We start from the raw sequence: 24,942 nt of genomic DNA on the forward strand, positions 1-24,942 counted from the left end.
TTGACCTGAAAGTTTACCCGCGTTTCGGGTCCCCTTTTCAACCACGGATCGTGGGCCCGCACAATATCGCAAGTCCTTGAGTTAACATATCGTTTTTGATCGGTATGCGGAGCTGAGCACCGCGCCGCAGCGGATTTCGCAGCCCGATAACCGTTGCCTCGTCCGGCTCACAACGCCCCTACTGATTCTCGACACATCGTTCGCTGAAACCGCATTCACTCGCTGCCTCCATCGACCGCTTCGATGAAGAGTCGGCGCGGCTACTCGAATGGCAGCGAATTCGTCATCCTAACGGAGATCAACTTCGTTCGCGCCGATATGCCCTGAACGTCAGAACGCCTGCGGGAAGATCGAGCGACAGGGAAATGTCGTCCGGGTGCATCGCTGCGGCCATTTTCGAAAGGTCCAGCAATGCTGCGCCAAGAGTCGTCGGCAGCCCCTCCACCGGCTCCAGCCCGAACGTCCGCTCGACCGCGTCGGCCTTTCGGGATACGAGATCGCCTTTATTTTCCGTTGAAGCCATTATTGCCTCCTTCGAATGATCGTATCGCGCCCTTCAGCTTGGCAATGAACCCTAGCAGCTCGTCGCGATTACACTCGACAAGCTGCTGAGTTTCGGTCGCGCGCCGACGTTCAAGCATTTTCTTTTTTTGGAGTAGTAGTGCTTTCCTTCTCCGTTCAAACTCTGCGCGACGAACCGCCAGATGTCTGTGGGCTTCGGCTAAAATCTGTGCTCTCTTCTCTTTCGTGAATTTTGTCATGGCGTCCGCTCCGTCCGCTCACGGGCGTGAGGATGCCACGACTTACAGCCAGACGCTTCCGACGCGCCGGAAATTATTTCTGATCCGTCTCGGCGGCCTCCTGCATCGCGCGAGAGATTGCATCGCCGATGCAGTGGGAATCGTCCTTGCCGCTCCTGCTGAGCCACCCGTATTTCAAAAGGTAATCGACTAGCGTGCTGGAATACTCTACCGGCGCAACCCGAAGTCCGGCGACCTCTCGCCGGTACCGACGCCGGTCACGAGCGCGCTTTCGTTCGCGCTTGCGATCGGCGGGTGGCGGGCGGCGGGGCATCAGGCGACCGCGCGCCTGCGCATTTCGTTGAATGCTGCGAATATCGAGATGCTGTCTTGCTTCAGCGCCGTGGCAAGGTCGGCATTGCCTGTCTCGTCCATCCGCGCGATGGCGTAGTGAAGTGTTTCGGCTTCCCGTCTGATTCTCTTGAGGGCGTAATACGCGGCTTCTGCCTCGCTCTCGTCCGCTATCCATTGCGGATCGGCCACTAGCAGCTCGGCGTGCGCGATCCCGGCCAACGCCGCCTCGACATCGCTGGCGAAGGGTTCACTGTAGGTGGCGCAGGACCGACCCCACCACGGTCGCCTGACGCTGTAGCGCCAGCCTTCGCAATGTTCCACTCGGACAGCGATGAAGGGTGAACACATCTGGCCCTTCGGCCAGTAGCCCCACTCGTGCGCGCCCGACTTGTAGTGCGTGCCGCGCCAGCATTTGCGCCGCAGTTTCTCGGGTGGCGTCAGTTGCCTGCGATGCTCCTGCCGCCATTTGAATAGCGCCTCGCGCAGCCTCTCCTGCTCGGCGTTGCCGGTCATGTAAGCGGCGCAGACGTAACCGCACATCAACGTAACGCCCGGCAGAAGCTCGTGCGTCATGACATGGCCGTATCCGATCTCGGTCACCTCGCACATCTCGCAAGTTCCGCGAGCCTCTTTGATCTCGATGCACTTCCAGCCGGAATGCGGGATGGCATCCCGCAACCACATCCCGGTCTTGCGCGGGGCCTTGAGCGTCGTCATGCCGTTCTCCCTTGCTGCTGCCGACATCGGGGCGGATCGGTTCTCCAAGTCATGCGGTGCGCCGTCCAAAGCGGTGGAAGGGTGGCGTCCCCAAGACGCCCTTCCACCCCTTCCACCGCTGTGGGGGTATGGGGGAGAGGTACACACCCCCGGTGGAAGGCGGTGGAAGGCCGGTGGAAGGGTCGGTGGAAACCTCACGAGACCCCCCCAACAATCACCAGCCGGGAGCGTCGATGGGACGGCGGTCCATCCTCCTGAACCCAGATTTTCTCGGCGGCGAACAGCCGCCGCATGGCATCGGCCAACGCCTGCTTGCTGCACTTGGCTGCCTTGGCCTCTGGTTCGTCCGCGAACTTGGCCGGAGCGTAATTCGTTCCAGTTTTATCACTGACCTTCCGGCCCTCGTGACTGAAGCGGGCAAGCAGGCCCATGAATAGGTCCTCGATCTTCCGCTCGGTGGCGGCCCGCTCGATGCTCGACGGTGCGGTCACCGGCACGAACAGGCCATTGCACCAGATCATACGGATGGTCTCGCCGCTCGGACCGTAGTTGTTCTTTCGAACGATTAACTCGCGCTGGTCTGATCTTGTGTCGCCGTCGGGTTCGCTGGCCTTGAGAAACAACCTCGACCTTACGCTGTTATTCCACGCGGTCGAGCCTGAGAGTCCGCTGTCGGTCGAGATGCCGCTCAGGCTCGGATGTGACGTCAGCAGCACAGCCGCGCCGCTATCGATGGCGAGACGACGGAGCAGGCCAACGAATTGCCGGACCTCACTGCGATTGTTCTCATTGCCTGCGAACAGATCGGCCGCAGAGTTCAGCACGATCAGCACCGGCTTCACGTTGTTCGCCGTCAGCAACAACCGCGTGAATAATGGAGTTGGTTGGATGATGCCTGCGCGATCCGGCGCGCCGAGCAGCGCGTCTTTGCCCGCGAGCGGCATGAGGTGCAGGCCACCATCGCCCAACTCCTTGAATGTAACGCCAAGATGCGCGCGGATCGCATCCAGCCTAAAGTGCAATTCAGGCTCATCATCTTCGGCATCGAGATAGATCGCCGGTCCGGGCTCGGGCAACGAGCCGAACCAGTCGCGCGCGAGCGGGTGGGCGCAGGCCAACTGCAGCGTCACGATCGATTTGCCAACCCCGCCTTCGCCGGAAAGTAACGTCACGGCCCGGCGCGGGATGCGATCTTTCACAGCCCAATCGCGTTGCGGGACTTCTGCTTCGTCCCAGCCAGAGATGTCGAGTGGTGTCAGAGGCTCATCGGTATTGTTCTGCTCCGGCAGTGGTGACGGCGACGGGGCGCGGAATGACGATGGATCGCGCCCGTTGTCATTGGTGCGGATCGGAATCGCGGCTTCGGCCTTGGAGCGCGCAAGCCGCTTTTCGAGAGCCTCACACTCGCGAAGTTCATGAGACTGCAATCGGGTGATGCCGTAGGACTTGTTGCGATACTCGTGCAGTAACTGTGCCTTCTCGAAGGCAAGCTGTGGCGCTTCATGCTGAATCCGGGCGATCTCGAATCGGTCATATTCGTTCAGGGTGAATCGCGTGTAGGCGGTGGTGCTGTTGGACATTGTCCGGACCTTGCTCTTGCTGAGCCGACCGGCCGGGCGCATATTGCGGGAGTGATGGTGATCTGTCCCGGCCGTTGCGTCCGGTCGGAAAAAGTTGAAGCCCGGCGCTTTGGTCGAGCGTCGGGCTTCGTATGTCAGGTGCTTTCCGTTTCGACGTCCGCATCGCGTCCGATGCAGGCCCAGCGCGTTAGCGGATTTGGGAAAAACCCAATATCGATCAGTGCATCGGATAAGCAGTTAGCAAGTGCTAAGTGCTTGATCGAGAATGAAAGTGGTATAACTGCCGGACCCGCCACGCTTCGCCCTTTGGGCTACGCGTGGCGCAGCCAGGAGGAGCCCAAAGGGCGAAGGCGGGCCATCAGCTCACAAGCTACGGCTCGGCAGGCCACCATTCCCAACCGCAAGGCCGACGCCGTTCCCGCTGCCAAGCGAAATATCGAAAAACAACCCCATGCAAAGTAGCCGGCGCGGTCGATGCTTTGAGCGAAGCCGACCTTCGACGCTGTCACCTTGGTGTCCCAAGCGCACATGCGACCCTAATCGCTCCTGCGCAGAAACAAGTAGTCCGCAGCATACGGGATGCTGAGGTATGCGCCGGCGCCTTCGCACGGTCCCCGCGCCATTCCGCCTTTGGTATTGATTCGCAAAACAGTTGCCGCATCGAACAGGATGCCCTTGTTGCGGCGGTCCACGACTTCGATTTCCAGCCACGGAATGTCGCTCGTGGTAGCAGCTGGCATGCTCGCGACCACCCTGCCCTTCACTCCGCTGCCGTCGATGTGGTCCCAACTTGGCCCGGAGTAGTGCCGACCAATCGATTGTCCGTCAACCATGAGCGTAGCGATCGGTTCGCGAAACTGCCATGTCAGGGCCTGAACCTGCGATGCCGGCATCGAGGTGTCTGGTTTGCACTCGTAAATCTGGGCGCCTTCAGCGTGAAGGGTAGCGATGATCCTATTCTTGTCCAACGCCAACAGCGGTTCCGCCAACGCCTTGACAACGAGAACAACAGAAACAAGCGAGACCGTGCCATGCAAAACTTTCGAAGAGATCTTCATCGGCCTTTTGGCTTCAAGTGATTCAATCCAAGTGGTCGGAGCTCAAGCGAAGTACTTTCCGGGCTTAACGCTCACGGAGCGCTTCCTGGCGGTAGCGACGCAAGGGCGAAAGCAGGTAGCTCAGGATGTTCCGCGATCCGGTCTTGATCTCGACCGTCACGGCCATGCCGGGTGACAGTCTGACGATCCTGCCTTCGACCTGCATCCAGTCGCGATCAAGCGAAATGCGCGCGGCGTAGTTCAGTTGCTGTCCCTTCGGCTCACTGGTCTCGTTCGGAGATCTCGGCGCCGGGTCACCGGGGCGCTGTTGTTCGCGGTCGCTGATCAGTGCGTCCTGTGAAACTGAAAGAACCTCGCCATGCAGGAGGCCGTAGCGCGTGAAATTGAAGGTGTCGACCTTGATCTCGGCGTCTTGTCCAGCGTGCACAAAGCCGATGTCGCTGTTCGGCACCATCGCCTCGATCTCCAGCCGGCTGTCACTCGGCACGATCACGAGCAGAGGCTGCGCCGGCGTGACCACGCCGCCGACCGTGTGGATCGCTAGCTGCTGTACCACGCCATCAACGGGAGCGGTGAGCAGTTGAAGTTTCATCCGCTGTTCGGCCTTGATCAGGTCCTGGGTGAGGCCGTTCGCCTTCTGCTCCGCCTTGGCAAGTTCGTCGGAGATCGTGCGCCGATATTCCGCTACCGCTTGACCACGCGTTTCGCGAATCGCGGCAATCGCGGCCTCCGTCTCTCGCAGGTGGCTATTCTGAACGCCGAACTCCTCCTGCTGCTCGACCAGCAGCTGCAACACCTCGAAATAGCTGAGCTTCGAACCCAATTCCTTGTCCACAAGCGTCTTGCGAATGTCGACGCGTGACTGGATGACCGGAAGGATCGTTTCGAGCTTGTGGATCGTCGCTGCGATCGTGGCCTGCTCGGCTTCCTTCTGCGCTTGTTGACGGACGAGCGCAGCAATCTTGGCGCGATGCTCGGTCACCTGGTTCAGCAGGAGCTGACGCTGAATTCCGATCAGTTCCGGATCTGCGCCGGCGGGGGCCTTGAATTCGGCGAGCGGATCATCGCCAGCGCCGAGCGCCGCCCGCAGCCGCGCGATATTGAGCCGCTCGGCCAAGAGGTCGCTACGCAGGCGATCGCGCTCGGCCCCGTTGGCCGTCGGATCGAGTTCGATCAGAACGTCACCGGCCTTAACCGTCATCCCGTCTTGCACCCGGATCACACGCACAACCCCGGTCTCGAACGGCTGGATGACTTTGACCCTGCCTCCCGGCAGGATCTTACCAGTCGCCGACGCAACGATGTCGACCGTGCCCCACCAGGCCCAGCCTAGCGCCGCACAGAACAACACAATAATGGCGGCGCTAATCGCACGGCCGATTGGTGAGGGCGGCGTTTCCACGATTTCGAGCGCGGCCGGCAGAAATGCCAGTTCTTCGAGGCGGCGCCGCGCATTGGAATGCGGGACGACGCGTCGCGCGACCCGGGCAGCGATCGCCTGTTCAGCCGGCTTCATGGAGTCCCCCTTGCAGCCGGTGCAACGATGCATAGCGGCCGCCGCTCTTGATGAGCACGTCGTGGCTGCCATCCTCGACAAGGCGGCCGCGATCAAGCGTCACAATGCGGTCTGCCGTGCGAACAGTTGAAAGCCGGTGCGCGATCACCAGCACCGTGCGCCCGCTAGCGATCGCCCTCATATTCTGCTGAATGATACGCTCACTCTCATAGTCGAGTGCGCTGGTCGCCTCGTCAAAGATCAGGATCCGGGGATCGGTCACGAGCGCGCGTGCGATCGCAATGCGCTGACGCTGTCCGCCGGACAGCGTGGATCCACGCTCGCCGACCACGGTGTCATACCCCTCGGCAAGCTCGAGGATGAACTCGTGAGCACCGGCGAGCCGAGCGGCGGCGACGATGCGCTCCATCGGCATCGTCGGGTCTGCGAGCGCGATATTGTCGCGCACCGAGCGGTTGAACAGCACGTTCTCCTGCAGGACCACGCCGATCTGACGGCGCAACCAGGCGGGATCGGCCATTGCGATATCCATTCCATCCACCAGCACCCGTCCGCGCTCCGGGACGTAGAGGCGCTGGACCAGCTTTGTGATCGTGCTCTTACCGGACCCGGAGGGGCCGACGATGCCAACCGTCTGGCCGGCCGGGACGTCGAAGCAGATATCGTGCAGGACCTCCTGGCCGTCGACGCGGTAGCGGAACGAGACGTGGTCGAACTCGATATCGCCGCGGATCGCCGGCAGCCGTGCACGTCCGGCCGCATAGGTCGGCTCCGCGGTCGTATTGAGGATATCGCCTAGCCGCGCTATCGAGAGCCGCGCCTGGTGGAAGTCCTGCCAAAGCTGGGCGAGCCGCAGGACCGGCGCGCTCACCCTTCCCGCCAGGAGATTGAAGGCGACGAGTTCGCCGACGGTGAGGCTGCCGTCGATCACGAGCCTCGCGCCGCAATACAGGATGCCGGCCGTAGCGATCTTGTTCACCAGCTGGACCGTCTGGCTCGCGCTGTTGCCAAGGCTCAGGACCCGGAAGCTTGCGGTAACGTAGCCGGCGAGCTGCTCCTCCCAGCGGCGCTGCATCTGCGGCTCAACCGCCATGGCCTTGAGCGTCTCGATTCCGGTCACGCTCTCGACCAGGAAGGCCTGGTTCTCGGCACCGCGCCGGAACTTCTCGTCGAGGCGCCGCCGAAACAGCGGCGTCGCCCCCGCCGAGATCGCGATATAGAACGGGAAGGAAGCCAGCACGATCCAGCTGAGGAGCGGTGAGTAGAGAAACATCACCGCCACAAAGACGAAAGTGAACAGGAGATCGATGACCAGTGTAAGCGCCGAGCTGGTGAGGAAATTTCGGATGTTCTCCAGCTCGCGCACCCGCGCGACCGAATCGCCGACACGCCGCGCCTGGAAATAGGCCATTGGCAAAGCCAGTAGGTGGCGAAAGAGACGCGCCCCGAGTTCGACGTCGATGCGATTGGTCGTGTGCGCGAACAGATACGTCCGGAGGATTGCCAGGACGGTCTCGAACACCGAGACGGTGACCAATCCAAGAACGAGGACGTCGAGGGTGCTCAGGGAGCGATGCACCAGCACCTTGTCAATGACGACCTGGAAGAACAGCGGTGAGACCAGCCCCAGCAGTTGCAGGAAGAACGAGGCGAGCAGGACCTCGCTCAGAAGACGACGATATTTGTGGATTGCCGCCAGGAACCAGGTGATGTTGAACGTCCGGGTGACGTCCGCCAATCCGGCACGGCGGGTCATCAGGATCAGACCGCCGTCCCAGATCGCCAGAAGCTCGTCCCGCGTCATCAAGATGGGCCGGCGCTGCAGCGGCGAATGGACCAGGACTTTTTCCTCGTCAGCCTTGGCGAGCAGCAGGAACCCGCCATCGCGCAGGGGAGCAATGGCGGGCAGCGGTGTGCTCGCAAGCCGCAACCAGTCGGTCCGGCAGACCCGCGCCTTGAGTCCGAGATCCCTGGCGCACCGGAGCATCTCCGGTGCGCCTATCTTGTCCGTTCCCAGCCGATGCGCGATTTGTCCGGCATCGGCCGCGACGCCCTGGAGATGCAGCAGCGTCACTAGCGCTTCGAGACCAGGATCGGCCGGCTTTGCGGCGCTGGCTTCGGTGCTCATTGGTTTTCTCCAGGGCGACGGTCGGTCAGGCGTGGGGGTGCGCCAGCAATGGCTGCTGGGCGGACGGTGGATCGGCAACCGGCGTTGCACCTTGACCGCCACCCGCCGACACGAAGCTCGAGGCCATGAACTGGCTGAGCAGGGCGGCATTCGGACCGGTCGCCGCGAGCGAGTTGAGCACGGTGTTCGAACCGGGGCCGCCATCCAGGGAATCATGTCCCCCGAGGCCGATCAGCACGTCGTCTCCCGCCCCGCCGGCCAGCGTGTCATTGCCGGGGCTGCCGATCAGAACGTCGTTGCCATCATCACCATGGGCGACGAGCTGCATACCGCTCAGCCCAGCGCCCACGACGACGTCGTCCCCGCCAAGACCGTTGACGACGATCGTATCGTTGGCGTCGAAATTGGCGATCCTCACCTCGCTGGCGAGGCCCGATATCGTCACCACGCCGTTGTCGTTGTTGATCGAGATCACGTCATCGCCGTTGGTCGCGTTGATGACGACCGTGTCGGCCACGTTGTCGGGGGCTCCGCCCACGCCGAGATTGACATTGACCAGACCGACATCGGTTCCGCTGAGATCGTTGACGGTGATGGTGTCGGCACCACCCAAGGCGTTGATGTCGATCCTCTCGGTCCCCTTGACATCCATCACAACACCGCCGATGTCGCGCGTCACCCTGGCGCGCGGACCGTTGGCGGATACAGTGAATTGCTCGACAATGTTGGCGCCGTTGAACACAAGCGTATCGCTACCCTCACCGCCCTCGACAATGTCGCTGGCGTCGCCCGGATTCCAGATGAACGTGTCATCGCCGTTGCCGAGGAGCGCCGTGTCATTGCCGCGCCCGCCGGTGATCAGATCATTTCCGTCACCGCCGAGCAGCCTGTCGTTGCCGTCGCCGCCGGTGATGGTGTCATTGCCCGCTCCGCCATCGATGGTGAGCTGGATAAGGGTGGAAAGGCCGTTTCCGGCCGTGATGACGTCGTCGCCGCCATTGGCATTGACAACAAGGCTCTCCGTGGTGCCGATGTCGACGGAGAACGGACCCGGGGTGATGCGATCGAAACGCACGCGAGCCCCGTTGGCGGTGATGGTAAAAGTCTCCGAGCCGTTGCCGCCATTGACCTCGGCAGTGTCATTGCCATCGCCGCCTTCCATCAGGTCGGTACCGTCGCCCGGATTCCAGATCATGCGATCGTTGCCGGCCTCGCCGAACATCTGGTCGTCGCCGGCGCCGCCGGTCAGCGTGTCGTCGCCCGAGCCGCCGAACAACAGGTCGTTACCGCCTTTGCCGAGGAGCGTATCATTGCCCGAGCCGCCGAAGAGCTGATCGTTGCCGGAACCGCCCTTCAACACGTCGTTGCCCGCGCCACCGAACATCAGGGCGGCCGGCAGCGGGCCATTTGCCTCGTCGAGCGCGATCGTGTCGTCGCCGCCCTGGCCGAACATCTGAATCTGTGACGTGTTGGCAACCGTCGAGGTGCCGCCCAGGACGCGTACGGCCCCGCCGTTAACGAGGACGTTGCCGGCCGCATCGCGGCTGGCGATGATCGTGTTGTTGAGGTTGTCGCCGAACACTGTCAGCTGGCGGGCGCGAAAGAAAGCTGTAGTAGCCATGATGATGATCCTTTCGAAAAATCGATAGTCAGCGCATTTGCGCGCGCTTGCTTGCTCTGTTCGCGTCCGCGGCAATCTGCGCACGCGCGTACAAAGTTGAGCCGCCAGAGTGGCCGCTCCCCGCTACGAAAGGATTTCAGGCGATGGTTATCGTGTTACAATTGTAACGTGCCGGACCTGCGAAGGCTACGCGCCAGCGCTGCTGCGAGTTCGCTGCTTGTCAATGGCCAGCGCAGCACCTCGGAAATTCCAGCCTCGGTCAATGCATTGACGCTGACATCGATCGTGGAAGCGGCGGCGAGCAGCACCGGCCGGAGCGGTGCGATGCGGTGTAAAGCCCGTGCGAGGTCCAGGCTGGCGTGGGTCTGCGCCCCCTGCGTGACCAGAAACACATCGAATCGATCGGGCTCGGAACGGCATGCTCCGAGTGCATCGTCTCCCTGCTCGAACCCCACCGGTTCGTATCCGAGTGCAGCGAGCCTTTCTTCGTCCTGCAGGAGGTGGTCTGACTCGCTCTCGACGATCATCACCGTCTCGCCGCGCCCGAGCGGGAGTGATGGCTGCCCGGCCGTTGCAGCGCTGTCTGCCGCCAGCGCCGGCAGACATATCTCAAAGCGGCTTCCGCGTCCGGGCTCGCTTTGCACATCGATGGCTCCTTCATGATCACGCACGATCTCGCGAACGGTTGCGAGACCGAGGCCGGTGCCTCCCAATCGGGTCGTGAAAAACGGCTCGAATATTCGGCGCGCCACACGCTTGTCGAATCCACGTCCGCTGTCGCTGACGGCAATGCATGCATAGCGGCCCCGCGAGAGTTCACCGTCGCTCATTCGAAGGAACGTGGTCACTTCGCGGTGCACCGCGGTCACGCGAATGCAACCGCCGTCCGCCATCGCCTGCGCGGCATTGGTGCATAGATTGATAATGACCTGCTGCAGCTGCGCTGGCTGGCCCGATACCGCGAGGTCGGGCGAAACCTCGTCGAAGACGAGCTCGACGCCGGAGGGAAACGAGGCGCGCAGAAGTGACGCTGCCTCGTCCAGGAGCATGCGCACCTGCACCGGACGGGTGAGTGTATCGGTCCGTCGTCCGAATGTGAGGATGTTGTCGACCAGGTCGCGGCCGCGCTCCGCCGCCCGCCGTATTTCCTCAATATGCCGGGTCGGCTTGCTGCCACGCGTGAGATGCGGCTCAATCATCTCCGAGTAGCCAACAATCGCGCCAATGATATTGTTGAAGTTGTGTGCAATTCCGCTTGCGAGCGACCCGACCATTTGCATTCGACGCGCCCGTTCCAGCCGCACCGTGAGTTTCGCCTTGTCGCGCTCGAGAAATTCACGTTCGACCGCATTGGCCACCGCGTCACCTGCGAGTCGCACAATCGGCGCCGGATAGTTCCAGTTTCGTATCGGTTTAGAGTAGTCAAAGCCCATGATGCTTCGGATCAGCCGACCGGGTCGGACGAGAGGCACGCTGACCCATGCGCGTGCGCCGGCCTTCGTCAACGCTTCCTTGACTGGACCAGGTGGTAGCGCGGCAATATCCGTAACGGCGACGTTGTCCGGCTCAGCCACGCCGAGCTGTTCGGACAATCCCAGTGCCCGTTGGGGCCAGCCCGGTGGAAACGCCTCTCCGGACCTCGACCAGGTATGCACGCGAACCGGATTTTCGCCAAGCACTACGTAGGCGCGATCAGCGTTAATCAAACGACCGAACTCGCCCAACACTTGCTTCAGCCGCTCGGTAGCTTCGGCCGGCGAGCAATTGATGAGGCTCGTCGAATTCTCGGCTATGACATGCTCAAGGGCTGCTCGCGTTCGCAACGCGATAGCACGGGCACGCAGCCGCAGGCCGAGAAGCGCGAGCATGATGAGCAGTAGCAGTGATACCAGGTACAGAAGCAGCCGGAAACGCTGTTCGCCGGCTTCAACCACGGAGCGATGGCGGGCAAACAGCACGCGGGTCTCTTCGAGGGGTTGTGCGTCGGGTATGGCAGTGAAGGTTCGGAGGGTTTCATCGACGGCGGGCAGCAAATCATGCAGCAAGCGAGTGTGCGCTAGCATTGCGCGAGCTGTGTCCGCGTCTGGCCCGGCCGTGGGGGCCAGCGCAGCGAACAGGTCGATGCGATCCTGGAGCGCCTTGACGGCAACCGACGATCTGTCGCGCGCGAGGTAGAGGACCGCGGCCGCCAGCGCACTCATCGCCGGCGCGAGTTGAGCGTCGTGGCTACGGGAAGCCGGATCGGTGCTCACGAGAGCGACAAAGGACAGCGAGTTTTGCAGGAGAGCATTGTTGGTCTTGAACAGCTCCATCAGGTCTTCCTGCTGGGCGACCGACGCTTCGAGCCTGTCAACCGGCCGCGTATCAAGTCCCTCGGCTTGAGCGTAGGACCGAAGCTGGGCCACCGCGACCCGCATCGCCTGCACGGCGCCGGAAAAACTGTCGTAGTCGCGAAGCAGGCCCGCGCGCGCCTGGAGAACGTCGCGATGAAGTGAGGTTTCGGCCAGCGCGTAGTCGTCGAACGCGCGAAGTGCCATGGCGTATTTGGGTGCGTTCGTATCGATTCCTCGCAGCAGTAACCAAGTCAGGAGCGCGAGCAGCAGCGTGAACCCGAGGCCAACGGGGAGGAATTTCATCGGGGGATGCCGCCGTTGCGTGGAGTGACGGCGGCCGGCCTCAAAGCCTGGCCTCGATAGCTGCCAGTCAGCGTGTTGAGGAAGGCAACGATGCCCGCGATCTGTTGATCCGTGAGCACACGGTCGAGCTGAGCGAAGCCCATGATCCTTACCGCTTCCGGCAAGGTGGCAGCACTGCCGTCATGAAAATACGGTGCTGTGGTCGCAACATTTCGCAAGCTGGGTACGCGAAGCAAGACGGGTTCTGGTGAACCCAACGGATGAAAAATGCCGTGTCGCTGAAATAGATTGCCTCCAACGTTAACACCTTGGTGACAGGTAATGCAGCCAAGTGACTTGAAGTCCTGATAGCCGGCCAGCTCCTCGGGAGTAATAGCGTCGGCTTCTCCTGCAACCCACCGGTCGAACCGGCTACCTGGCGTGACCAGCGACCGTTCGTACGTCGCGATTGCATCAAGGACGCTGGTGCGGTCGGGCTCTATCCCATAAGCGGCACGAAATTCTCGCACCATCTCCGGATCGGCGCGAAGCTTGCTCACGACTTCGTCAACACTCGATGCCATGATCGCAAAATTGCCGAGGCTGCTCTCGACTCCTTCCTCGAGCGAACGGAAATTCCCCTCCCAGTTCAAACGAAAATTCAAGCTTGCATTGAAGACCGTCGGCGTATTGAGCGCCATCGGTTGCCCCTCGGGCGCGTCGCGGGTATTGGCGGAAGCGCCGTTGGTCGCTATATCGTGGCATGACGTGCAGCTATGTGTATCGCCATGGGATAGCCGCCGGTCGCGAAACAATCGCTCGCCAAGAAGAACCCGTTGTGGGTCCTGAACCGGCGCGACCGGAATTGGCGTGATCGGCTCACGATCGGTGTGAGCGTGGAGGGCTGGTGATTGAGCGGCCGCTATCGAGTCAGTGGTCAGACAAAAAAGGGCCAGCAGGATATGCGCCGTCTTGCTTGTTTTTGCAGTGGTCATTGTCGCAGCTGGCATCGTTGAAGGGACTGGATGCAATGAACGCTTCATCGTTGATTGAACACGGGCCCTGCGGAAGCGTTGATCGCCAAGTGTGCGTTCTCCTTGTGGAGGACGATCTTGCCTTGCAGCGCATGATCCTAAACTATTTTGAGGAGAACGGCATCCATACCCTGACGGCAACCAGTCGTGAGGAAATGGTCCATCAACTTGATGGCAACGAGGTCAATCTGGTGATCCTCGATCTTCGGCTGGGTCTGGAGGATGGGCTGGATCTGCTGCGCGAAGTGCGGTTGAACTCCGATGTACCTGTAATCATTATCACCGGCCACCGCCGCGACGACATCGACCGGGTGGTTGGGCTCGAACTCGGCGCCGACGACTACCTGACTAAGCCATTCAATCTGCGCGAGCTACTCGCGCGCGTACGTGCGGTCCTCCGGCGGTTCGATGCCGGACGAACGGCACCGCCGCGAAATCCAGAACGTGGCCGTTTTCGCTTTGCTGGTTGGCAACTCGACCTCAGGATTCGGCAACTTACGGATCCCACCGGCCTGCCAGTAGCCTTGACCAAGGGTGAGTACGCAATGTTGCTCGCCTTCCTGGAGGCGCCGCAGCGGCCACTCAGTCGTGAGCAACTGCTGCATGCTACTCGCGTTCACGAGGATGTTTTTGATCGTAGCATTGACGTGCAAATTCTCCGCCTTCGGCGCAAGCTTGAGCGCGATCCTAGCGCACCGCGCATGATTCAAACCGAGCGCGGCGTCGGATATGTATTCGCCGTTCCCGTCGATCGCCTCTAGTCTCGATCTAGGTCGCGGTAAGAAAGACGGTGACCAGTGACTTGGTCGACTGCTACGCTGGCAAGTCGGTGGTCTTTCGCACCCTCATCCGATACGGAAGCGTGTTGCGTACTCGCCAAGAACTGCCCTCCGGACTGCACCAGTTTCGCACCGGAAACGACCCGACTGGAACGCAACAAACGCGATCGAACGCAAACATAACCGCGGGAAAATCAACAAGGCCGGTCGATCTCCCGCCGCTCATAACGGTCTAGTTGCAGGTTCGAGTCCTGCCGGGCCCACCAAGAAGATCAGTATCTTACTGGGTCCTGGTTGCCCGCAGCCAGAAACCGCACCAGATACGTGCTGTTTTCGTTCACACGAAAGTTCGCATCGGCGTCAGGCAAGCTCACCTGCTGATGAGTGGACGCGACAGTGCCACCCACGATCCTCGCCTTCGGCCGACGGAGAGGCACGGACAGAAGCAGTCTCTCCCTTTGGCGGTGAAGTCGGCTATCTCCGGCAAAGCGGAAGTCAGCCATGACGCCAATCTAGTCCGCTAAGGGCCAATAAGCGACATCCAAAGGGGTTCAGTTGATCACGTGCGCGCCTCGAAGATCATGTTGGACGACGCCTCGGTCGCGCGTTGGAACTGCTTAGAGCCCGCCCCTATCGCGCATGCTCGCATGTCCAGCCCTTCTTAACGGATGACTAGCAAATGCGACAGGCGACGCGAAGTGTTGCCTTAGCCGATCAGCGCCGCTTGTGGATGGAATAATCACACGCCCCGCTTCTTCGGACCGAGCCCCTCGAATTGCGTCTTCTGCTCGTCACTCAGGTTCCAACGGAAATCGTCGACCGCGTCGTTCACGCTCATGATCGCCTCTCGCATCGCTTCCAACCGCGCCTTTATGGCATTAAGGCGGCCCGGCGGGGTGAGCGCGTCCTTTGGCGGGCATGCGTTTAAGGCTTCCATGGTGCCCATCGTGGTGTCCTGCACCACTTCGAGCGCGGCGCGTTGGGTATCGGTCAGTTTCAGGCTGGCAGCGATGTCGTCGAGGGGCCATTGCTGGGCGACGAGCTGGCGGTATTGCTTTTCGGCCTGTTGCTCGTCCTGCGGTTCGCGGCTCGCCTGGCAGGCGGCGTCCTGCATCTCCTTCAGCTTCGCGGCCGCAGAGTTAGCGCGGCGGTCGCGTTCGGGCGTGTTGAGCCGCGCCTTCTGCTCATCACTTAGGAGATCGTAGAATTTTTGAAATGGCGGCTGAATGGCCGCAACTGCGCTCAGCATCGCGTTGACGCGGCTCTGCATAGCAGCGAACCGCTCCGGCGCGGTGGTTGCGGCCTGTGCTGGACAGGAGGCGCGGATGGTGTCGCCGGCCGAAATCCAGGCGCTCGCGAGCTCGTCGAAGGCTGCGCGCTGCGCCTCGTTCGCCGCGACCACCCGGCCAATCCGCTCGAGGGGAAGGCCGGTCGTCTCGGCCGTATCGCCGCCACAGAGCTCCTGCACGGAGGGCGCTTTGCGATGCCGCCTCCCGGCGGGGCGCTCGGCCGCAAACGCTGAGAGATCGCTTGCAGCATAGGGCGAGAAGATCGCGGCGTAGAGATCGCCGTAGCCATAGGCCCAGAAGCCGCTGCCATCATTGAGAAGCGCGTAGTCATAGAGATCGCTATAGGCGAACGGCCAGAAGAGCGGACCGACCCAGCCGTATGAACCGTCGGAGTGCTGCCACCAGCCTTGCGCAGCTCGGCCGCCCTGCCAGCCGGCCAGCGCCGCGACGGCAGTGAGCTGAGCGCGCTCAGTCGGGCGGATCGACTCGGCGGCGGGGCGAAGATCTTGCGGTCCTAAAGCAGCCATTCGGACGTGGCTGTGGTGCGCCGCCATCCGCGCGTGGCGGAGACCTGCGACCGACAGCATGCCGGCCATCGCGAAGCGCGCGACGCTCACGGGGCCGCCAACGCGCAGGCGGAAGCCCGCCTCGGCCGCGCTCGGCAGCGCTCCCAGAACGACCAGTGCAACGCCGGCAGCAGCCATTCCAAGGTCGGACTTTGACATGATCTCTCCCTTGGCTTCCCTCCTTGGCGGCCAGCATCGCGTCATGACTATGACTCGCTGCGAAACCGAAAGTTCCTCCGCCGTCTTCATTCGGGTGAACCTGCGGTCAGGTCACGATGTCAAACCAGCGAAATTACAGCGTGGAATTCGGCCGACGTTCATGCTGCTGCCCTTGGTTTAGCTAAATTCAATATGGGGCGCGCTGTCGAGACCGAAGATCATATACTCGAGGCCTTCCATCTCTCCCCTCGCGACGTTGACGCCTACCGGTGGATGCGTTTTGCGGGCGTGGCCAAGCTACAGCTCGGTTCGGACGCCGAGGCCGTCAGTTGGCTACGAAGAAGCACTGACGCGAACCGCAATCATCCTCTCGCTCATTTGGCGCTCGCCGCTGCCTTGGGCTTGACCGGCGCGCTAGATGAGCGAACCGCTGCAACAGCGGGGACTTGCACTCAACTCCGGGTTCACCATCCGTCGCTTGCTCGCTGCGCAACAAGGCGACAATCCGATTTACCTTGCTGGGTCGAGCGCTTCTGTAAGGGTACGTGCGCCTCACCGCCGTGCCAGAGGGGTGATGGTCCGCTTCGGGTCAAAGGCGCCGTTCTAGCAGTCAGTCGGGTACTGCCGGTCTAGCCCAATGAACGGACATTCAGAGCCGGTCGCCATATCTCAAAGGTGCCACTTCCAGGATTCGCAGCACGCCTCAGAAGTAGACGTTCGCGTTACGCGGACGGCCGCGACACCACCTGTTATCAGGCCCCGCCGCAGGACATCGCCGCTGGCGGCAGATATGCGCCACTCACGATGAACATGCTGCCGCTCGGCGGCCCGCGCTTGAACTCCGAAGCCGTCCCTGCCCGGCCAAGCTGGAGACCCAGCTTGCGTACTTTCAAGATTCCGCTCTACACTCTTAGACAGCATCGACCAACTAAAGTATCCACAAGTTGTGTCACGCGATTAACAAGACATTAACCTGCGGCTCAAGCGCGTGCCGTGGCCTTGTCGGACAGGAGTGGACCAGCCCCATGTGGAAAGACCCCATCAAGAGCACGCCTTCGATCATACAGACCGATTTCGGGCCCTTCGGGCAGAGCCTGCCGGGGGACGGTGAAGCCTATTGCGGCCCGACGTCGATGGTCATGGGCCTTTACTGGCTGTCGGCAAACGGCTTCACGCAGGTTGCTCCTGCGGTCTACAACGGCGAGGACGACCCCGTGGCGATCAACCTGGAAAGGGTGGTCGCGGGCTTGATGCAGACGTCGAGCGAGAGCGGCAGCTTCGTGGACGGCATGACGAGCGGGATGGCCGACTATCTGTCGGCCTGCGGAATCGGGCCTGATCTCTATCAGTTGACGAGCACTTCCAATCCGGACCTCGCGTGGCTCGCCGATCAGTTGGCCCCGAACGTGTCCGAGAGTCCGCAGACGATCGTCTTGGCCAATTTCGCGGTTGGCTGGTTTTCCGTTTCCCAGACGACGAAGGGATACATGGAAAATATCGGCGGCCATGTCCTCGCGCCGCTCACGGTGAACCTGACGGGCGGCACGATCACCATCAACAACGCTTTCCCCGCCTCGTTCGAGAACGTACCCAACCTCCCGTCCAGCAATCCGCAGACCGTCCAGATCGCGCAGATGCCCAGCGGATGGACGCTGGAAAATCAGCCGCTCCCCTCCGAAGACTACAGCCAGGTCGTCACCGACGCGCTCACCGGGAGGGGCGTCTACGCCGTGCTCTGGCAGGGGCAAGCCTGGGCGATCTCGCCGTCGGCGCTGCCCTCGACATCCGGATATGAACCCAGCACGTGGACGATCAACCAGCCTAAGGTCATCAACACGAACGGCGGCACGCTGACCGTCGTCGCGCCGATCTCCGGGCTGGGCGGCCTCCACAAGTACGGCGAAGGCACGCTCCTGCTCACCAACACGAACCAGCTGATGGGACACAACACCGTAGGCGCCGGGACGCTGGCAAGTACCCGGACATCCGGCACACCATTTGGCAGCTTCAGGGTGATGGTGACGAACGGCGGAATACTCGAGCTTCGTTCGGACGGCGCGACGGTCGATGTGCAGATCGCCTCGGGATCTCTGGCGACGTTCGTCATCGGCTCCACGGGAGGCGCCTTGCAGCTTTCCGGAAGCGGCAACTATCGCGTCGTAATCGGGGGCAATGACGACGGTACCCTGACGAACATTGTCCGCAACTCCGGCGGGACTCTTGTTATCGTGCCGGGCGGCGGCATGGCCCAGCTTGGGCTGACGCAACAGGTGTTCGTGGCAGGAACGGGAGCAAACCTGCCCATCATCACGAACGGGATCGTCGCTCCCTACATTCTCGGAGAGGACGACGACGCGGCCAGTTCGGGCAAGTTCCTGACCTATTCGCCCTCCGAGGGCTTCGCGAGCGCGGCGACCGTGTCCTCGACGGATGTCGGCATCAACGACGTTCCGGCCGATGCCGTCTACGAGGTCGTCGACAGCCAGGCGGTCGAGAGCGGCGGTGTGCCGCAGGTGGCGGCGCTCGAAGTGAACGGCGGGGCGATTACGGGCGGCGATGCGAGCATTCTGGTCGGAAGCCAGGCGAGCGGCGACGCCGCGGGCCTCATCATGAACGGCGGCAGCATCGCTACTGCGAGCCTTTCGTTCGGCGCGGCAGAAGGCCTGATCTACACCAATGCTAGCGGCGGTAGTTCGCAGATCGCAGCCGCCATCGAGGGATCGGCGGGCCTGACGATCTTCGGTCCCGGCACGCTGACCCTGAGTGCAGACAGCAGCGACACGCTTTCCGGTCTGATCAGGGTCAATGGGGGTACGCTGATTGCCGGCGGTACCGGTGGATCAGCAACGGGTGCCGGCGAGGTGCTGGTATCCTACGCGGCGACGCTGGAGGTCGCCGGCACGGTGACCGGCGCGGTTGTTGTCGGAGAGTCGGGCACACTGTTCATGAACGGTGGGACGGTCTCGGGCCCGGTCACCATTGCAGCGACCGGCACCGATACGCCTGCTCCCGGCGGCATATTACAAGGGAGCGGCACGATCAGCGGGACCACCTCCATCAGCGGCATCATCCAGTCAGGCCCGCAGGCTGGCCTGATTACGTTCACCGGCGAGACCACTATGACCGGCGATGCGAGCTTCTATTGGCGGCTGCAGAAGCTCGTGGACGATGCTGATCCCGGAGCCGGACCTGGGATCTACTGGAACGCGCTGCAGTTCAACTCGCCGGATACGAACCTCGGCACCAAGAATGCACCTCTCTGGCTCTTCCTCGACTTCAGCGCCCTCGACGGGGACCCGGACGGCGGCAACGCGTTCTGGAAGAAGCCCCATACCTGGACGCTCTTTACCTACGCAGCCGATGCCGGTTACTTTTGGCCGGCGTACGAGAACTTTTCGTACCAGTCCGGGAGCTTCAACACGGTCTTCGACAACTGGGTCGTGTCCCTGCAGTGGAAACCGGCCGCCTCGCCGCAGAGCCTCCCCGAGCGATGGCGCGCGAACGCTCGTGCGAGAAGCCGGTAACCGACCCGCGGCAACTGGATAGCCGTGCCAGTCTGCGCCCAAAATTGCGCGCGCCGGGGGACTTCCGCTTCCCCCGATAGCGGCCACAGAGCGGATGTCGCTGGATGTCTCGAACGGGCTAGAAGCGGAAGCCACAATTGGACAACATCTCCCCTACTAACATCAACGCTAAATATCTACCGTGAATTGGTTCACAAATGGGCGGGCCAGACCGCGATACGCTTGCTCGAGCTCTTGGCCGGCGTGCGCCCAGCGCGATCAGCAGGCTCGAGAAGGCGCCGAAACCTCGACGTCCACCGTTCCGTCGCACGTATCGTGTTTCGCAATGCTGCGATCAATCAGTTTTCGAGTTGGATTCAACGGCATTCGGTGCGGCCGAAAGCCCGCGGACCCATCAAACGATCAGTCTTTTAGTTTTACGCGGTTCAGAAACTTGATCAGAGAATAAGCCATGTAAAAAATTTGATGGAGCAACCAATGGTGAAGAGGGCGATTACGCTCGGCGGTGGTGGTCCGGCGGCAGGGCTGCACATTGGAGTTCTGGAAGCTCTTGCCAACGCAGGTATAACCTTTGACGTGTGGGCATTGTCCTGCATCGGCGCCTGGGTTGGGATCGTCTACAATCAGTTTGACAACGTTGACAATAAAGACAGGGCGAAACTGACCCATCAATTCTTCAAGAATGGCGTGTTTCGAGACGACGAAAGCTATAGGCGCTTCCCATAAACACGGTGTTCGGCCCGGATTGGGAAAGCATCGGCAAGGCTCTGACCAACTTCGTCGCAGATCCCAATACCTATAAGGATTTGTGGGACCCAAACAGGGGCGCGACTGCCTTCAGGGAATCCATGTCGCTCTGGTTCGCTCAACAGCCCGACACGGACGGCGGGAAGAAGTTCACGAGCCCGGATGAGGGAGACTTAAACAGATGGGTTCTTAATCAGGTGCTGGCACCAAATCCCTTCGTTCGTTATCTCACGTCAATGATGTATCTGTCCCAAGTCACCGGCCTCTCCAGGATCAACTATCCACACAGCCAGTTTATGAAGAGCATAAATTTCGACGCGCTGGGAAGACCCGAAAAGCCATTCATATTCCACAACGCCTGGAATCTCGATGAGCATAAACTCGCGTTGTTTTCCAACCGCCCAATGCCCAAGAAGGTCGATGAGAACAAGAAGGTCGACGGGAAAGAGTACAAAGTGCCTATCAGCGCATCCAGCTTATGTGCGTGTTCAGCCCTTCCCTTCGTCGAAGAAACCGTAGAGATCGACGGAGTTACCTACTGAAGGAGCACTGGTCGATACGGTCAACTTCGAGAGCTTGCTCCAGGAGCATCATAAGCCAGGCGATGAGCTGGACGAGATATAGGTGAGCAGGATCGTCGATTCAAAGCAAGTCCGCAAACCGGAAAACCTTCACGATGCCTTGGCAAATCTCTGCCAATTGTTCGCAGCGACCGTTGGCGAAGATGATGTCAAGCTCTTCAAATATCACGTGCGGTACGACAAGCCAAAATCCGGGGAGCATCCGTGGAAGGGCACAATAGTCGAGATTCATGTGCCGGGGCACATCAGTTTCAAATGGAACCACAGCAACCTGGACAGCGGGAGAAAGTTGGGAAGGATCGCTGCTGAACAAGCAATCAAGGCATACTACGAACACGGAAAACGTCCGCCGCATGACGGGCCACATTTCATAAATGAGAATCCTGCGAAAAACGATGAGGCGGGATGGCGAGAGGTAAAGGAGGCATATCACGAATGTCGAAGGCGGGCTGCGTAACGGCAAGGTAAAACAGCCTTGAGACCGACCTGCTGAGCCAAGCTCCAATATCCGCAGTCCAGGCGGAATTACCGCAGTCGGTCGAGTAATGCCTTTGCCTGCTTCAAATCCTGCGTTTCAAGACCCTCGACGAACCAGCCATAGATGGGCACGAGCTGGTCGAGCGCTTCGCTGGTTCTGTCCTGATCGATCCACAAGTTGGCGAGGTCTACTGCTACTCGAAGTTCAAGGGCCTTGGCGCGTTGGCTTTTTGCAGTTGTCAATGCGTGATCGAGCAGTGATCGTGCATCGGTGCTGGCCTCCGGTGCATCGCGGACGAGCAATACGCGCGCTTTCAATCGATACAGCTCGGCCTCAAATATCCGTTCGCTATTGCGGGCGGTTGTAGCGAGACCCTGCTCAATCAGTTCGAGCGCAGCTTCGCTTTGATGGCTCGACAACAAAGCCGCACTCAGGAGCACATAGAGTGCTGTGATGCCAAGCTGATAGCCCGCGCCGCGATATTCGTTCATCGCCGTGCGGATTTCCTCGAGCGCAGCGGACGAAGGATCAAGGAAGGTGGCGCTTATCCCCCGGATGGCGCGAGCCAATCCTCGCCACTGCCGGAATCCGAGTTCTTCCGACAAGGCGAGACAACGATCGGCATAGCGGTGTGCCTTTCGGAAGTCACCCCGAAGAGCGTGGAGAATGGATGCATAATAGCATCCATAGGCCTGCGAATGCGGATGACTGATGACGTCGGCACGCTGAAGGGCGGCATTTACACGCGCGAGTGCCGTATCAGCACGGCCCTGCAGCCAGAGCGCCCATGACATCAGAGCCAGGTCGGCCACACCCGCATCCTGGCCGGCAGCACGCGCCGCCAATCTGTCATGCTCGCTGCTCGCTTCGAACGCTTCGAAGGCCCGTTCGATCACCTCCTGGGCATCTACGAGATTTCCCATGAAAAGGCGTATCATCCCCTGCCCACGCATCGCGTTGAGCAACGTTGGTCGATCGCCCCGACCCTCCGCAAGATCAAGCAACACCGAGATCATTTCCTCGGCGACCGGCAACTCGCCACGAATGACGCTCGCGGTGGTCAACCAAAACATGATTTGTAGTCGCTCGGGGGGATCTCCGAGCCGCTGGCACAGCTCGCGCGCTCGCGCAAAGGTCGCCACCGCCTGGGGCGAGGCCGGCCCCTGGCTGGCAATGAGGCAGGGCCCGAGCGCGTACCGGAAATCAAGCTCCAGCCGGTCCTTAAGTGCACCGTCGGCCAAATGGGCCGAGACCTCAATGCCTTTGCGCAAGTGTGCGATCGCTTCGAGGTTGGCGGAGCGCATGGCCGCTTTCTTGCCTGCCTGGAGCCAATATTCTCCCGCCTTTTCGAACAATCCCGCCTCGGTAAGGTGGAGTGCGAGAGTCTCGGGTTGAGACTCCACAATTTCCGGGAATCGTTGCTCGAAAGCGTTGGCGACGGCGGCATGCAGCGCTGCGCGTCGGCTCTTCAGAAGTCCCGCTTCGGCAGCGTCCCGCACGAGCGCATGCTTGAAGGTGTAGACCGCCCGGGGTATCTCGCCTCGGCAGAATATCAACTCCGCCTGAACCAACTGGGCAAGCGCCTCCTCAAGCCGTTGCCTTGGCAGCTTGGCGACCACGCTCAGCAGTTCGTACGAGAACTCGCGCCCCACAACGGCGCCGATCTGAGCAACTTCCTTCACGGGGGCCAATCGGTCGAGCCTAGCCATCAGCGATGCGTTCAATGTCGTTGGAATCGCCATCGAGGGTAGCGGACCGCTGACCACGTAATGGTCGTCTCGCTCCTGCAGTAAGCCGGTTTCGAGCACCGCCTTGGTAAGTTCCTCGACGAACAGGGGCACGCCGTCGGTGCGAGCGAGGATTTGGTCCAAGACCTCCTCCGGGAGCGTCTTGCCTGCCGTGACGCGCTCGATCAATGCCGCCCCGTTGCGTCGGTTCAGCCGTGTAAGCGAGACGGTCGTCACATGTGCATGACCAGGCCAGGGCGGCGTGAACTCTGGTCTCGCGGTGATGAGCAGCAGCACTCGGAGTCGTGGCACCTTCTCCAGTGTAATCGTGAGCAGCTCCATCGAAGTCGGGTCCGACCAATGGGCATCCTCAAAGATGATGAATACTGGCTGCCGCGCAGCCAACGCTTCGAGCTGAGCCGAGAATGCCGCCAACGTCATCTCCTTGCGTTTCTGCGGACTGAGCTCGGGCAGCTGGTAACGATCACTGATCGGCAGCGACAGAAGGTTTGCTAGAGCCGGCACCACACGATCTGCGTCGGCGCCAGACCGCAACAGCAGAGCTTCAAGCTTGGCAAACTTCTCCGTCGGCGCTTCGCCTCTTTCGAACCGGGCAGCACGTTCGAGATTGTCGATGAACGGATACAACGCACTGTTGGTATGGTGCGCCGAGCAGAAATGGCGGACCGTAATGTGTGGTTCGGCTTGGAGCCGCTCCTGAAGCGCCAGCGCGATGTGCGACTTACCGATACCTGGCTCGCCAGTTAGAACCACTACGCAACCTTCGCCCGAAGAGGCATGCTGCCAGCGCCGCAACAGCAGCTCGATCTCCTCGTCTCGCCCGATCAAGGGCGTCAATCGGGTCCTGTGCTGAGCCTCAAAGCGGCTTTCCACTCCAGTCGTCCCGAGCACCTGCCAGGCAGGTATTGGCTCGGCCCATCCTTTCAGCGCGATGGAGCCAAGATCGCAGTATTCGAAATATCCTTCGGTGAGCTGGCGCGTACTCTCGGAGATCAGCACCGTACCGGGCTCGGCGGACTGCTGCAGACGAGCAGCCAGATTCGGTGTCTCACCGATCACCGCCTGCTCCTTGGCGGCGCCTTCGCCGATCAGATCGCCCACGACGACCATACCGGTAGCGATGCCAACGCGAACCTGCAGCTTGGTGCCGATATCTGCCTGAAGGTTGGCCACGGCATCGACCAGTGACAGCCCCGCGCGTGTCGCCTGCTCGGCATCGTCCTCGTGCGCCAGGGGGTAGCCGAAATAGGCAAGCACGCCATCCCCCATGTAGCGCGCGATAACGCCCTCACTCCGGGCGATAACCTCAGCGATGCAGGCGTGATAGTCGCCGATTATCGAGCGCAAGTCCTCCGGGTCCAGCCGGGCCGAAAGTGCGGACGAGCCCACCAGATCGCAAAACATGACCGTGATTTGGCGCCGCTCGGCGCTGTCTCGCGGCGCTGGTTTGGCAGCCGCTTGGTCCGATTCAGCGACATCATCCTCAAGTGCCGCAATCGCGCGCAGCATCTTGCGTCGGTGCCCAAGCAGGACGCCGAGGTCCTTGAGGTCCTGCTCCGTGAGATCGCCGACGACCGAGAGGTCGATGGCGTTCTCTGCGAAACGATCGGCGTACTCTCCCAAACCGATCGATGCCAGCCACTCTGCAATACCTGTCATGGTATACCTATGGCCAATAGGGATATGAGTAGCATATTGCAGAGACCTG

General features: G+C 61.3%; 17 protein-coding genes. 5 read left to right on the top strand and 12 right to left on the bottom strand.

Annotated elements, in window-relative coordinates; all coding sequences use genetic code 11:
• Positions 1 to 298: 298 nt before the first annotated feature.
• The 10 genes from RX327_RS35130 to RX327_RS35175 all read right to left on the bottom strand — a co-directional run bounded on the left by RX327_RS35130 (position 299) and on the right by RX327_RS35175 (position 13,324).
• The gene (locus RX327_RS35130) at positions 299 to 523 is read right to left on the bottom strand and encodes a hypothetical protein (protein WP_317248626.1); all 225 of its coding nucleotides are present in this window, start codon (positions 521 to 523) and stop codon (positions 299 to 301) included.
• Positions 504 to 761: a hypothetical protein gene (locus RX327_RS35135; protein ID WP_317248627.1), complete on the bottom strand. Its 258-nt coding sequence runs from the start codon at positions 759 to 761 to the stop codon at positions 504 to 506. The genes RX327_RS35130 and RX327_RS35135 overlap by 20 nt, the downstream gene beginning before the upstream one ends.
• A gap of 312 nt (positions 762 to 1,073) precedes the next feature.
• Positions 1,074 to 1,811 (bottom strand): hypothetical protein, encoded by a 738-nt coding sequence (locus RX327_RS35140; RefSeq protein ID WP_317248628.1) that lies wholly within the window; start codon positions 1,809 to 1,811, stop codon positions 1,074 to 1,076.
• Positions 1,812 to 2,005: 194 nt separating this feature from the next.
• Positions 2,006 to 3,391 carry an AAA family ATPase gene (locus tag RX327_RS35145; RefSeq protein ID WP_317248629.1) on the bottom strand — a complete coding sequence of 462 codons (1,386 nt, stop codon included), beginning with the start codon at positions 3,389 to 3,391 and terminating at the stop codon, positions 2,006 to 2,008.
• A gap of 536 nt (positions 3,392 to 3,927) precedes the next feature.
• Positions 3,928 to 4,449: a DUF3455 domain-containing protein gene (locus RX327_RS35150; RefSeq protein WP_050385602.1), complete on the bottom strand. Its 522-nt coding sequence runs from the start codon at positions 4,447 to 4,449 to the stop codon at positions 3,928 to 3,930.
• Positions 4,450 to 4,513: 64 nt separating this feature from the next.
• Positions 4,514 to 5,965 (bottom strand): HlyD family type I secretion periplasmic adaptor subunit, encoded by a 1,452-nt coding sequence (locus RX327_RS35155; protein WP_317248630.1) that lies wholly within the window; start codon positions 5,963 to 5,965, stop codon positions 4,514 to 4,516.
• Positions 5,952 to 8,093 carry a type I secretion system permease/ATPase gene (locus tag RX327_RS35160; RefSeq protein ID WP_317251394.1) on the bottom strand — a complete coding sequence of 714 codons (2,142 nt, stop codon included), beginning with the start codon at positions 8,091 to 8,093 and terminating at the stop codon, positions 5,952 to 5,954. The genes RX327_RS35155 and RX327_RS35160 overlap by 14 nt, the downstream gene beginning before the upstream one ends.
• 25 nt (positions 8,094 to 8,118) lie before the next feature.
• Positions 8,119 to 9,714, bottom strand: coding sequence for a calcium-binding protein (locus RX327_RS35165; RefSeq protein ID WP_082190658.1), 1,596 nt, complete (start codon positions 9,712 to 9,714; stop codon positions 8,119 to 8,121).
• 155 nt (positions 9,715 to 9,869) lie between these two features.
• Positions 9,870 to 12,350 carry a two-component system VirA-like sensor kinase gene (locus RX327_RS35170; RefSeq protein ID WP_050385598.1) on the bottom strand — a complete coding sequence of 827 codons (2,481 nt, stop codon included), beginning with the start codon at positions 12,348 to 12,350 and terminating at the stop codon, positions 9,870 to 9,872.
• Entirely contained in the window at positions 12,347 to 13,324 is a 978-nt protein-coding gene (locus RX327_RS35175) for a cytochrome-c peroxidase (RefSeq protein WP_082190657.1), read from the bottom strand. The genes RX327_RS35170 and RX327_RS35175 overlap by 4 nt, the downstream gene beginning before the upstream one ends.
• A gap of 35 nt (positions 13,325 to 13,359) precedes the next feature.
• On the opposite strand from RX327_RS35175, the gene RX327_RS35180 reads away from it, so the two are divergent.
• Positions 13,360 to 14,124, top strand: coding sequence for a response regulator (locus RX327_RS35180; protein WP_050385597.1), 765 nt, complete (start codon positions 13,360 to 13,362; stop codon positions 14,122 to 14,124).
• A 757-nt stretch (positions 14,125 to 14,881) separates the two neighbouring features.
• Here RX327_RS35180 and RX327_RS35185 read toward each other — a convergent pair.
• Entirely contained in the window at positions 14,882 to 16,156 is a 1,275-nt protein-coding gene (locus RX327_RS35185; RefSeq protein WP_410712116.1) for a Spy/CpxP family protein refolding chaperone, read from the bottom strand.
• Positions 16,157 to 17,181: 1,025 nt separating this feature from the next.
• Here RX327_RS35185 and RX327_RS35190 point away from each other — a divergent pair.
• The 4 genes from RX327_RS35190 to RX327_RS35205 all read left to right on the top strand — a co-directional run bounded on the left by RX327_RS35190 (position 17,182) and on the right by RX327_RS35205 (position 21,465).
• The gene (locus RX327_RS35190) at positions 17,182 to 19,680 is read left to right on the top strand and encodes a hypothetical protein (protein WP_317248631.1); all 2,499 of its coding nucleotides are present in this window, start codon (positions 17,182 to 17,184) and stop codon (positions 19,678 to 19,680) included.
• A gap of 477 nt (positions 19,681 to 20,157) precedes the next feature.
• The gene (locus RX327_RS35195; RefSeq protein ID WP_244482285.1) at positions 20,158 to 20,406 is read left to right on the top strand and encodes a patatin-like phospholipase family protein; all 249 of its coding nucleotides are present in this window, start codon (positions 20,158 to 20,160) and stop codon (positions 20,404 to 20,406) included.
• Between the two features lie 5 nt (positions 20,407 to 20,411).
• Positions 20,412 to 20,969 carry a hypothetical protein gene (locus RX327_RS35200; protein ID WP_244482284.1) on the top strand — a complete coding sequence of 186 codons (558 nt, stop codon included), beginning with the start codon at positions 20,412 to 20,414 and terminating at the stop codon, positions 20,967 to 20,969.
• A gap of 82 nt (positions 20,970 to 21,051) precedes the next feature.
• Positions 21,052 to 21,465: a hypothetical protein gene (locus tag RX327_RS35205; RefSeq protein ID WP_244482283.1), complete on the top strand. Its 414-nt coding sequence runs from the start codon at positions 21,052 to 21,054 to the stop codon at positions 21,463 to 21,465.
• Positions 21,466 to 21,533: 68 nt separating this feature from the next.
• Here RX327_RS35205 and RX327_RS35210 read toward each other — a convergent pair whose 3' ends face one another.
• Entirely contained in the window at positions 21,534 to 24,893 is a 3,360-nt protein-coding gene (locus RX327_RS35210) for an adenylate/guanylate cyclase domain-containing protein (protein WP_050385593.1), read from the bottom strand.
• Between the last annotated feature and the right edge of the window lie 49 nt (positions 24,894 to 24,942).

Source organism: Bradyrhizobium sp. BEA-2-5 (genome assembly GCF_032918025.1).
GTDB classification, from domain to species: domain Bacteria; phylum Pseudomonadota; class Alphaproteobacteria; order Rhizobiales; family Xanthobacteraceae; genus Bradyrhizobium; species Bradyrhizobium pachyrhizi.